The sequence below is a fragment of the Salinicola halophilus genome (assembly GCF_003206155.1).
Taxonomy (GTDB): Bacteria; Pseudomonadota; Gammaproteobacteria; order Pseudomonadales; family Halomonadaceae; genus Salinicola; species Salinicola halophilus.
The window spans coordinates 1,222,644-1,234,462 of the sequence record NZ_PZJV01000001.1 but is presented as its reverse complement, the minus strand read 5'-3'; the positions used below and the strand labels follow the sequence as shown (position 1 = coordinate 1,234,462).

Sequence of the window (11,819 nt, the reverse complement as noted above, 5' to 3'; positions counted from 1 at the left end):
CGGCCCAACAGGAGCTGAACCATGCAGACTTTGAACGCCGCCGCGCTCGACGCCCTCGACGTGACCGTCGCCAAGCCCGAGTACGACCGCCGGCGCGTCACCCCCGGTATCGCGCATTTCGGCGTCGGCGGTTTTCATCGCGCCCATCAGGCGATGGTTCTCGACACCCTGATGAACGAGGGCGAAGCGCTGGATTGGGGCATCGTGGGCATCGGCGTGATGCCGGGAGACCGGCGCATGCAGGAGGCGCTCGCCGCTCAGGACCATCTCTATACGCTGGTCGTGAAGTATCCCGACGGCGACTATCAGGCGCGGGTGATCGGCTCGATCGTCGACTATCTGTTCGCCCCGGATGACGTCGAAAAGGTACTGGCGACGCTGGTCGACCCGCAGATTCGCATCGTCTCGCTGACGGTGACCGAGGGCGGCTACAACTTTCACCACGTCACCGGCGAGTTCGACCTCGACAACCCCGACGTGGCGCGGGATCTCGCCTCGCCGACGGCCCCGACGACCAGCTTCGGCATCGTCGTCGAGGCGCTGGCGCGGCGCCGGGCCGCGGGGATCGCGCCGTTCACCGTGATGTCCTGCGACAACATCCAAGGCAACGGCGAGGTCGCGCACAGGATGTTCGTCGCCTATGCCCGGGCCCGCGACGCCGAGCTCGGCGCCTGGATCGACGCCGAGGTCCCATTCCCCAACTCGATGGTCGATCGGATTACTCCGGTGACGACCGAGGAGGACATCGAGGAGGTTCGCCGTCGCTTCGAGCTGGATGATCGCTGGCCGGTGGTGTGCGAGCCGTTCACCCAGTGGGTGCTGGAGGATCACTTCAACGCCGGACGCCCGCCGTTCGAACGCGCGGGCGTGCAGGTCGTCGACGACGTGATGCCCTACGAGCTGATGAAGCTGCGCCTGCTCAATGCCAGCCATCAGGCGCTGACCTACTTCGGCTACCTGGCCGGCTATCGCTACGCCCACGAAGTCTGCCAGGACCCACTGTTCGTGCAGTTTCTGCTGGACTACATGAACGAGGAGGCGACGCCGACGCTCTCGCCGGTACCGGGTGTCGACCTCGACGACTACAAGCACACGCTGATCGAACGCTTCGCCAACCCCGAGATCCGGGACACCCTGGCGCGACTCTGCGCCGAGAGTTCCGATCGCATTCCCAAGTGGCTGCTGCCGGTGGTGCGCGAGCAGCTCGACAGCGGTGGCGACATCCAGCGCAGTGCCGCCGTGGTGGCGAGCTGGGCGCGCTATGCCGAGGGCCGCGATGAGCAGGGCGAGCCGATCACGATCGTCGACCGGTTGAAAGACGAGCTCACTGCCATCGCCCAGCGCAACCGTACCGAGCCGACGGCGTTCATCGAGAACCGCCAGCTGTTTGGCGACCTGGCCGACGATGCGCGCTTTCGAGAGGCGTATCTCGACGCGCTCGAACGGTTACACCGCGATGGCGCTCGCGCCTGCGTCGAGTGGCTCGTCGCCCGCTGAGAACCGCCTGACAGCGGGGGAACGTCCTTATCAGCAACACAGGGGAGCGAGACGATGTATATCGGCGTGGATTGCGGTACGCAGAGCACCAAGGTCGTCGTGGTCGACCCTGACGGCGGTCGTATCCTGGGCGAAGCCTCTCGTCCTCATCGGCTCGAGCAGGGAGACAACGGCCGCCGGGAGCAGGCCGTCGGGGAGTGGACCGGTGCCTTTCGCGAGGCGCTGCAGGAAGCGCTCTCCTATGCCGGCGTCGAGGGGAGTGCCGTACGCGGTATCGGCGTCTCCGGTCAGCAGCACGGTATGGTGGCGCTGGATGCCGAAGGCGAGCCAGTGCACCCTGCCAAGCTCTGGAACGACACCGAGACCGCCGACCACAACGCTCGGCTGATCGAACGCCTGGGCGGCGAGGCCGGCTGCATCGACAAACTGGGGCTGGTACTGCAGACCGGCTACACCGCCTCCAAGATCGCCTGGCTGCGCGAGACGCACCCCGACGCCTACGCACGCATCGCCACGCTGCTGCTGCCTCACGACTATCTCAACTTCTGGCTGACCGGGGAGCGGGTGGCGGAGGCGGGCGACGCCTCGGGTACCGGCTATTTCGATACGCGCACCCGAACCTGGCGCCGCGACGTGTTCGAATGCATCGCGCCCGAGTTGGATGCGGATGCGGTACTGCCGCGGCTGATCGACTCTCGCGACGCGGCAGGTCGCGTGCGTCCCGAACTCGCGCGTGAACTCGGCCTGTGTGACGACGTACTCGTCGCCAGCGGCGGCGGGGACAACATGATGGGCGCCATCGGTACCGGCAACATCGAGTCCGGGATGATGACCATCAGTCTAGGCACCTCGGGTACCATCGCCGTGCATTCGCCGGACCCGGTGGTGCCCGACAGCGCCATGGTCGCCAACTTCTGCGCCAGCCACGCCGGCTGGCTGCCGCTCATCTGCACCATGAACGTCACCTCGGCGACCACGACAATGCGTGAGCTCCTCGGCCTGGATCTCGAGGGATTCAACCGCGCCGTCGCCAGTGCCGAGCCGGGCGCTGGGGGCGTCACGCTGCTGCCGTTCTTCAGCGGCGAGCGGGTCCCGGCGCTGCCTCAGGCGCAGGCGAGTCTGAGCGGCATGACGAGTTTCAACACCACGCCGGCCAATCTCTGCCGCGCGGCGGTGGAGAGTGCGACCTTCGGACTGCGCTACGGGCTCGAGCTGCTGGGGCCGCTTGCCGATAACGCCACGCAGGTGCGGCTCGTGGGGGGCGGGGCGAAGAGTCCGGTCTGGCGCCAGATCGTCGCGGATATCCTGGATGCCGACGTGGTCTGCCCGGTGGTTACTGAGGCCGCGGCCTTCGGCGGTGCGATTCAGGCGCGCTGGTGCGACGACCGCGATGGCGCCGTGGATCTCGACGTGCTCTGCCGTGACTGGGTCAAGCTCGACGAGACCACGCTCACCCGCCCCCAGCCGGAGATCGTCACGCGCTATGACGAGGTCTACGCCCGCTATCGACAGGCCCTCGCGACACAATACGGCATAGCGTGAAGATCCCCGCGAGCGAACGCCCGAGCCGCAGCCGACCGGTTGCCGAACGCCGCGGCGAGTTACCGGCAACGGTGTTATGCTTTGGGGATCGATATCGCGACCGCACGACGGACCGATACCACCGCGTGCCGCGATAGTCCGCCGCGATTCCTATCAGACGACGATGGAGCGATTCATGACCCAAAAACTCGACTCTCTCAAGCAGGTTTCCATGGTGGTCGCCGACACCGGCGATCTCGACGCCATTCGTCGCTACGAGCCGCACGATGCCACGACCAACCCTTCGCTGATTCTCAAGGCGTTCGATCTCGAGGGTTATCAATCGCTGATCGACGAGACGCTTGCGCAGGTGAAGGCCGAGGTATCCGACGAGGCGACTCGCGTCGAGGAAGCGGTCGACCGGCTCTGCGTGGCGATCGGCACCGAGATCACCAAGCTCATTCCGGGGCGCGTCTCTACGGAAGTCGCCGCCAAGCTCTCCTTCGACGAACAGGCGAGCTACGAGAAAGCGCACCATCTGATCAAGCTCTATGAAAAGCAGGGTGTTACCCGCGATCGCGTGCTGATCAAGCTCGCCTCCACCTGGGAAGGCATTCGCGCCGCGGAGCGACTCGAAAAAGAGGGCATCAGCTGCAACCTGACGCTGCTCTTTTCCGACGCGCAGGCCCGCGCCTGCTTCGAAGCGGGCGTCTATCTGATCTCGCCGTTCGTCGGCCGCGTCACCGACTGGTACAAGAAGTCCACCGGCACCGAATCCTATGCGCCGGACGAAGATCCGGGCGTGAAATTCGTGCGCGGCGTCTGCGACTACGCCAGCCGCTACGGCTACGAGACGGTGGTCATGGGCGCGAGCTTCCGAAACACCGACCAGATTCTGGCCCTTGCGGGCTGCAACCGTCTGACCATCTCGCCGGACCTGCTCGAGGAGCTCGCATCCAGCGACGGCGAGGTGACCCAGAAAGTCACCGACGAAAGTGGCCGCGAGGAGCTTCCGGGCAAGATCGGCGAGGCGCAGTTCCGCTGGGAGCACAACGAAGACGCCATGGCGACCGAGAAGCTCGCCGAGGGCATTCGCAAGTTCGCCGCGGATCAGGGCAAGCTGGAAGGGCTGCTGGCAAAGCGTTTGGGCTGAATGCCGCGCTTCGTCCTCCACGACAACACCCGGCCATGTGCCGGGTGTTCTTTTATGCGTCCTCGCGCAGGCGCGGGTGACGTTTGCTCGTCGCGCTTACGCCGCCTTCCACACCTCGGCGAGAATCTCGTAGGAGCGCACGCGCTCGGCGTGATCGTAGCAGTCGGTATTGACCATGATCTCGTCGGCGCCGGTGGCCTCGAGCAGCTCGTCGAGCTGCTGGCGAAGGCTCTCGGGCCCCCCGACCACGGCAGCCCCCAGGTTCTGCCTCACCATCGCCTGCTCCTGCGGCGACCAGTCCAGGCGCTCGGTCGGCGGCAGGGTACGCGTGCTCTTGCCGCGAATCAGGTTGAGAAATTTCTGCTGCTGCGTGGTGGCGAGGAAGTCCGCGTGGGCGTCGCTGTCGGCGGCGACGAGCGGAACCCCGATCATCGCATGCGGCTTGTCGAGTACGCCCGGCTGGAAGCCTTCACGGTAGAGGTGCAGCGCCTCGACCATATAGCCCGGCGCGAACTGACCGGCGAAGGCGAACGGCAGGCCGAGTTTCGCCGCGAGCTGGGCGCTGTAGCCGCTGGAGCCGAGCAGCCAGATCGGCACATGCGTGCTTTCGCCCGGAATCGCCCGGACACGCTGGCCGGGGACACTGTCACCCAGATAGCGGCGAAGCTCGTCGAGGCGATCGGGGAAGTCGTTGATGCCGGCGCGCGGATCACGCCGCATCGCCTGCATGGTGACGCCGTCGGAACCCGGTGCCCGCCCCAGCCCGAGATCGATGCGATCGGGATAGAGCGTGGCCAGGGTGCCGAACTGCTCGGCGATCGCCAGTGGCGGGTGGTTCGGCAGCATGATCCCGCCGCTGCCGATGCGAAGCGTCGAGGTGGCGCCGGCGAGATGGCCGATCAGCACGCTGGTGGCGGCGCTGGCGATACCGTCGATATTGTGGTGCTCGGCCAGCCAGTAACGGTTGTAGCCCAGCCGCTCGGTCTGCTGTGCCAGATCCACGCTATGGCGAAAGGTTTCGGCAGCGGTCCCGTCCCGCGTGATGGGGGCGAGATCCAGTACGGAAAGGGGAATATCGGCGAGTCGTGACATGGTCTTCCTCGGTCCGGGGAGTGATGGCGCGCAACGCGATCTCCGTTAGCGCCCTCATTGTTTCGTATCGTTGGCTCCATGATGAGGGCGGAAAAGACGAATGCAACCGTCCCATGAACGTGGCCGTCGCGTACACGGGTCGCCCCCCGTCGCGGTTGTATGTCTTCGGCGGTCAGCGCAAGGTAGACGATCGATGCGAAAGGCCGCCGGGTCGCAACGCGGGGTCTGACGTCTACACTCAAGCGGCACGCCGTGCGCGGCGCGCGGGTCGGATGATCCGTCGAGCGTCGATTCGCGCGATTCGACGCAGCGTTCATTCGATCCTCAGGGACTGGTTTTCAGGAGCTGATCGCTAGAAACAAGGACGGGCATCTCCAGGACATACCGACAATAGAAAAGGGGAGAACATGGGTAGATTCGTTAATCAGACTGTCTTCATCGCCTCGGCGCTGGTGATCGTCATCATCGTCGCCGTCGGGGCGATCTTTCCGCAGGGATTCGGCGACATCGCCGGTCGCTTGCTGAATGCGACGACATACTATTTTGGCTGGTTCTATCTCATCTCCGTCTTCGGGTTCGTGATCTTTCTGTTCACGTTGGCGTTCAGCAAGTACGGCAAGATTCGCCTGGGGCCTCAGGACAGCCGGCCGACGTACAGTTTCTTCTCCTGGGTCAGCATGCTACTGGCGGCCGGTTTCGGCGTGGGGCTGGTGTTCTACGGCATGGCCGAGCCCATGAGCCACTACATTCAGCCGCCTTACGGCGACTTCGAGGGTGCCACGCCGGAAGCCGCGCGCTACGCCATTCAGTACAGCTTCTTCAACTGGGGTATCCATCAGTGGGCGGCGTTTTCCGTCGTGGGGCTGATCATTGCCTACTACCAGTTCCGCAAGGGTCAGGCCGGAATGGTCTCCAACGTGCTCTCCTCGGTGACCGCCAAACGGCCCAAGATCCGAAAGCTTGGTCCCGTGCTGGATATCTTCGCCGTGGTGGCGACGGTGATGGGGGTGGCGACCTCGATCGGTCTGGCCGTGTTGCAGATCAACGGCGGACTCAATGCCGTGTTTGGCGTTTCAGAAAGCGTGATGTGGCAGTTCATCATCATGGGGGCGATGTTTGTCTGCTACATGATCTCGACGACCACCGGCCTCGACAAGGGCATCAAGTATCTCTCCAACCTGAACCTGGCGCTCTGCTTCGCGCTGATGTTCTACGTGCTGTTCACCGGCCCGACGGTGGCGATTCTCGAGACCATCACGCTGGGCATCGGGGACTATCTGCAGAACTTCATCGGCATGAGCCTGCGCATGTCGCCGTTCGAGGATAGCGAGTGGGCGAGTACCTGGACGATCTTCTACTGGGCCTGGGTCATCGCCTGGTCGCCGTTCGTCGGCACCTTCGTCGCACGAATCTCCCGCGGCCGCACGATCAAGGAGTACGTCTTCGGGGTGCTGATCGTGCCGCCGCTGCTGGCGTGTCTCTGGATCGGGGTGTTCGGCGGTGCGGCGATTCAGATGGAGCTGACCGGCGATGCCGGGCTGGCCCAGGCGACCCAGGACAACCTGACCTCGGCGCTGTTCCAGATGTTCGATCTGATGCCGTTCTCCAACGTGCTGTCAGTGGTGGCGCTCTTCTTGATCTTCATCTTCCTGGTGACTTCCGCCGACTCCGCGACCTATATCGTTTCCCAGATGACCGACAACGGTTCACTCAACCCGCCGCTGGTGAAGCGCATCATCTGGGGCGTGCTGATCGCCGCGATCTGTCTGACGCTGCTGTCGGCGGGCGGCGAGAACGGACTGAAGGGGCTGCAGTCGGCCGCGGTGCTCTCGGCGCTGCCGTTCACCTTCATTCTCTACGGCATGATCCTGGTGATGATCCGGGAGCTGCGTGCCGACCGCAAAGCGATGCTGACGGCGCTCTACCGTCGTCACAGCGAAACGCCGGTAGGCGCCGATGCCTTCGAGGCGGAGACGCTGGCCGACGAGGATCGCTATCGCCGCGCGCCGGACGTCAAGAATCGGCGCATCAACCCGCGCTGATGCCGCAGCGGGCAGCCGAGTGCGCATCGTGACTGAACCCCATCGCCAAGCGATGGGGTTTTTTCATTTCTGTGCCGGGGCGTGCGTTGAACGGCGGCTTGGCAGTGGAGAAAATCGTGAAAACAGCTTAGTTTTAGAGCGCCGCTCGACGCGGCACCCTCGATTTCCTTTCCAGTGGCCCGGAGCCTTCATTCATGCAACCGGCGGTGAGACCCAGGCAGCCTCGACGCCACGGTGCGACGCGACGTGATGCGCGGTCGTCCGCCGCGCCGTCACGCGTGGATCTGTGGCTGAATCGACTGGTGAGCGTCGCCGTCGTGACCGCGACGCTGGTCGGCGGGCTGGCGGTGCTGGTGACGCTGTTCTTCGATTGATCCTTCCCTGACGGCCGCCGGCGAGACAGTCATTCCGGCCGGGTCTCTCTGAGCTGAGGCATCGTCGCCATCAGGTCGTTGAAACGATTGCCTTGAAGCTGAACGTGATGCTGGATCGCCTGACGTGCCGCGTCCGCATCGCGACGTTCGATGGCGCCGAGAATGGCTTCGTGCTCGGCAAAGCTCTCCTGCAGACGGTGATAGGCGTGAAGTTGTAGCCGGCGGTAGGGCTTGAGAATCGCGTGCAGCCGGGTCGCTTCCTGCGTCAGAAAGGCATTGTGGCTGGCGGCGTAGATCAAGTGATGGAACGTGCCGTTGGCGTGGTAGTAATGGTCGGCGTCGCTGCCATCAAGACAGTCGCGGCAGGCCTCGTGTGCGCGCCTGAGAGCCGACAGCTCCTCTGACGTGATGCGTCGCGCCGCCAGTCGCGCGCACATGCCCTCGAGCTCTGCCATGACATCGAAACGCTCGACCAGATCGGCAACCCCGAGCTGCGTCACGAACGTGCCCCGTTTGGGGTAGACCCGCACCATGCCCGAGGCCTCGAGCTGCTGTAGCGCTTCACGAATCGGGGTTCGCGAGCAATCGTAGTCGCGGGCCAGCGCCACCGGGTCGAGCCGGTCGCCCGGCGCGAAGTGGCCGTCGACGATGGCGTTTTCCAGATGCTCGCGAAGCCACTGCGCCCGCGACGGACGCGTCTTCGTCGGATGTTTGTCTTTCATGTCACGAGCGTCCTTCACGTCACGAGAGCCCGTCGCCCTCGCGGCAGGCCGGCCGCCGGCCGCCGGCCGGCGTCTCGGCTGCTTCTGACTGGCGCGTCGTCGGTGTCTCGCAGGGCGGTTGGTCGGCCACCTTAGACTTTCTCCTATATTGACACCCTCTGCCCCATGCCCAACTGTTGTATACATCAGGGCTGGAGCATGTATGCCTGCCTCGCGTCGCGCTCAGCGTCTCGCGATGTAGCGACTCTTGCAACGGCTTTTGACCGAGCGAATCGATCGCTTGTCGTCGACGAGCGTCCAGTCATCGACCCGAGAGGGCCGGCATGAACGTCAATATGAACTTCCTCCAGGAGCTTCTGTCGAGCATCGGTCGACGCACTCGTCAGGCACCGCAAGCCGACAAGAAGGGGTCACCGAACGGGCTTTCGCGTCTGAGTACGCTGTGCGAAACGCTGATGCATCCCGTGGGGGAGGCCTCGCAGATTCTGACCGCTCAAGAGGCGCTGGAACGCTACGCCACCCTGGACGAAGCCGGGCGGCTCGCTTTCTTCGAGCTTCTCGCCGAGCACTATGCGGCCGTCCCCGAAGAGATCCACACCGCCTACGCCCGGTATCGCGAAAGCGAGGACAACGCCAGTCTGGAGACGCTGTTTGCGGCCTGCGAACCGCGGCGCCAGCACCTGCTGCGGCGGCTCAATCTCTGCCCCGGCGGTACCTACGAGCTGGTCAAGATGCGTGCCGATCTGCTCGCCTTCCTCAAGACCCACCCGCACCTCAAACCGCTGGATGCGGATTTCGCGCACCTCTTCGCCTCCTGGTTCAACCGCGGGTTTCTGGTGCTCGAGAGCATCGACTGGAACACGCCGGCGGCGGTGCTGGAGAAGATCATCCGTTACGAAGCGGTCCACGCAATCAACGACTGGCCCGATCTGCGCCGGCGTCTCGATCCCGACGATCGTCGCTGCTATGCCTTCTTTCACCCGGCCACCGGTGACGAGCCGCTGATCTTCGTCGAAGTGGCACTGTGTCGCGGCATTCCCAGCAACATCCAGGACATTCTGGCCGGCGGCGATGACGTGAGTCTCGAAGAGGCCGACACGGCAGCGTTCTACAGCATCAGTAACTGTCAGAGCGGCCTCAAGGGCATCTCCTTCGGCAATTTCCTGATCAAGCAGGTGGTTCAGGAACTCAAGCGCGAACTGCCCAATCTGGAGAAGTTCGTCACGCTCTCGCCGGTGCCCGGCTTCGCTCAGTGGCTGGAGAACGAGCGCAGCGCCCAGCCGGGCGGTGCGGGTGACGAGATCGCCACGATGCTGGAATCCGGCCCCTGGCTCGCCGATGCCAAGGCGCGCGAGAAGCTGCAGCCGGCCGTGCGCGGTCTGGCAGCGCACTATCTGGTCGACGCCAAACACACAAGCGGGCTGCCACTCGATCCCGTCGCCCGATTCCATCTCGGCAACGGTGCCACGCTGCACCGTCTCAACTGGCCGGGAGACACCTCCGACAAGGGACTCAAGCAATCCCATGGTCTGATGGTCAATTACCTCTACGAGCTGGATCGTATCGAACAGAACCACGAAGCGTTCAGCCGTGAAGGCACGGTGGCCTGCGCCGGCGAGGTCCGGCGCGATGCCAAGCAGGGCCGTTCACGCCTGCGGAGCAGCACGTCGAAGGCCGACGCCTGATATGAGATCGCAAGCCACACAGGTGGCGGCAAAGCGGGAGATTCGCATGAACCACAACCTCTATCTGCAGTTTCAGGACCATTTCGCGCGTCAGCCGGACAAGGTGCTGATCGACACGCCGGAAGGCGACCGCTATCGCTACAGCGACGTGCTCTCGCTGTCTCGTCGCATGGCGAAGGTGCTGCGCGAAAGCGGCGTCGAACCCGGAGACCGGGTGGTCGTCCAGGTCGACAAGAGCCCGCAGGCGATCATGCTCTATCTGGCTTGCCTGCAGGTCGGCGGCGTCTATCTACCGCTCAATACGGCGTATACCGATGCAGAGATCGAGTATTTCCTCGGCGACGCCGAGCCCAAGCTCTACGTCTGTCGCCCGCAGGCCGAAGAGGCGGCGCGTCGACTCGCGGCTGCCTGTGGCGTCGACGGCGTGGAAACGCTCGGTATCGATGGTGGCGGCTCGCTGATGGCGCGGGTCGCCCGTGCCTCGGAGGACGAGCGTATCGCCGAGATCGGAGCCGACGATCTGGCCTCGATCCTGTATACCTCGGGGACGACCGGACGCTCCAAGGGGGCGATGCTGACGCACAGCAATCTCGCCGCCAATAGCCAGGCGCTGGCGCAGACCTGGCGCTTCACCGGCGAGGATCATCTGCTGCACGCGCTGCCGATCTTTCATACCCACGGGCTCTTCGTCGCCTGCAACATCGTGCTCACCGTGGGCGCCTCGATGACGTTTTTGCCCAAGCTCGACCCGGAGCAGCTGATCACGCTGATGCCGCGGGCGACCGTGCTGATGGGCGTGCCCACGTTCTATACGCGTCTGCTCGCGAGCCCGCGCCTCGATCGTGAAACCACCGCCAACATGCGCCTGTTCGTCTCGGGATCGGCGCCGCTACTTGCCGAAACCCATCGCGAATTCAGCGATCGCACGGGCCATGCCATTCTCGAGCGCTATGGCATGACCGAGACCAACATGAACACCTCCAATCCGTACGACGGCGAGCGTCGCCCGGGCACTGTGGGCTTCGCGCTGCCGGGCAGCGAGGTGCGTATCACCGACCGCGAGAGTGGCGAGACGCTGTCGCCGGGCGAGACGGGCGCGGTGGAAGTCCGCGGTTCGAACGTCTTCAAGGGTTACTGGCGAATGCCGGAAAAGACCGCCTCGGAGTTCCGTGACGACGGGTTCTTCATCACCGGGGATCTGGGGGTGATCGACGCCGACGGCTATCTCTCGATCGTGGGTCGCGACAAGGACCTGGTGATCTCCGGCGGCTACAACGTCTATCCCAAGGAGATCGAGCAGTGGATCGACGAGCTGCCGGGTGTCGTCGAATCCGCGATCGTCGGGGTTCCTCATCCCGATCTTGGCGAAGGCGTCACCGCAGCGGTGGTGCTCAAGCCCGATGCGAGCCTCGACGAAGCGGCCGTGCTCGCCGCGCTCGGCGAGAAGGTCGCGCGCTACAAGCAGCCCAAGCGGGTCTTCTTCGTCGATTGCCTGCCGCGAAACGTGATGGGCAAGGTTCAGAAGAACGTGCTGCGCGAGCGCTACGCCGATCTCTATCAGACGTCCGGCGCTTCGAGCGCCTGAGCCGTCGGACCTTTCGGTCACGCCTTCCGCCATCCCCCTTTCCCCAGGAGATCCGTTTCACGTCAGACCTCGAGTCGCTCGTTGGCAGCGACTCGGGCACGCCACTCTCGTCCGACTGGACACCCAAAACAACGCCCGGCGTCGATCG

General features: G+C 64.5%; 8 protein-coding genes. 6 read left to right on the top strand and 2 right to left on the bottom strand.

Annotated features, from left to right (window positions below; genetic code table 11):
* Window positions 1-21 precede the first annotated feature (21 nt).
* The 3 genes from DOM33_RS05575 to tal all read left to right on the top strand — a co-directional run bounded on the left by DOM33_RS05575 (window position 22) and on the right by tal (window position 4,171).
* The gene (locus DOM33_RS05575) at window positions 22-1,497 is read left to right on the top strand and encodes a mannitol dehydrogenase family protein (RefSeq protein WP_110666567.1); all 1,476 of its coding nucleotides are present in this window, start codon (window positions 22-24) and stop codon (window positions 1,495-1,497) included.
* 54 nt (window positions 1,498-1,551) lie between these two features.
* Window positions 1,552-3,039, top strand: a complete 1,488-nt coding sequence (gene xylB, locus DOM33_RS05570; protein ID WP_110666565.1) for a xylulokinase — start codon at window positions 1,552-1,554, stop codon at window positions 3,037-3,039.
* 175 nt (window positions 3,040-3,214) lie between these two features.
* Complete coding sequence (gene tal / locus DOM33_RS05565; RefSeq protein WP_110666563.1) at window positions 3,215-4,171, top strand: transaldolase; 957 nt, start codon at window positions 3,215-3,217, stop codon at window positions 4,169-4,171.
* Window positions 4,172-4,267: 96 nt separating this feature from the next.
* Here the strand turns inward: tal and DOM33_RS05560 are convergent, their stop codons facing one another.
* On the bottom strand, window positions 4,268-5,263 hold the full coding sequence (locus tag DOM33_RS05560) for an LLM class flavin-dependent oxidoreductase (RefSeq protein ID WP_110666561.1): 996 nt from the start codon (window positions 5,261-5,263) through the stop codon (window positions 4,268-4,270).
* A gap of 407 nt (window positions 5,264-5,670) precedes the next feature.
* Here DOM33_RS05560 and DOM33_RS05555 point away from each other — a divergent pair, with 407 nt between their 5' ends.
* Window positions 5,671-7,305 carry a BCCT family transporter gene (locus DOM33_RS05555; RefSeq protein ID WP_110666559.1) on the top strand — a complete coding sequence of 545 codons (1,635 nt, stop codon included), beginning with the start codon at window positions 5,671-5,673 and terminating at the stop codon, window positions 7,303-7,305.
* A 403-nt stretch (window positions 7,306-7,708) separates the two neighbouring features.
* On the opposite strand, the gene DOM33_RS05550 is transcribed toward DOM33_RS05555, so the two are convergent.
* Window positions 7,709-8,401, bottom strand: coding sequence for a GntR family transcriptional regulator (locus DOM33_RS05550; RefSeq protein WP_110666557.1), 693 nt, complete (start codon window positions 8,399-8,401; stop codon window positions 7,709-7,711).
* A 323-nt stretch (window positions 8,402-8,724) separates the two neighbouring features.
* Between DOM33_RS05550 and DOM33_RS05545 the strand changes: the two genes are divergently transcribed.
* Window positions 8,725-10,086 (top strand): malonyl-CoA decarboxylase, encoded by a 1,362-nt coding sequence (locus tag DOM33_RS05545; protein ID WP_239495270.1) that lies wholly within the window; start codon window positions 8,725-8,727, stop codon window positions 10,084-10,086.
* A 46-nt stretch (window positions 10,087-10,132) separates the two neighbouring features.
* Window positions 10,133-11,671: a malonate--CoA ligase gene (locus DOM33_RS05540; protein ID WP_110666555.1), complete on the top strand. Its 1,539-nt coding sequence runs from the start codon at window positions 10,133-10,135 to the stop codon at window positions 11,669-11,671.
* The last annotated feature ends 148 nt before the right edge of the window (window positions 11,672-11,819 follow it).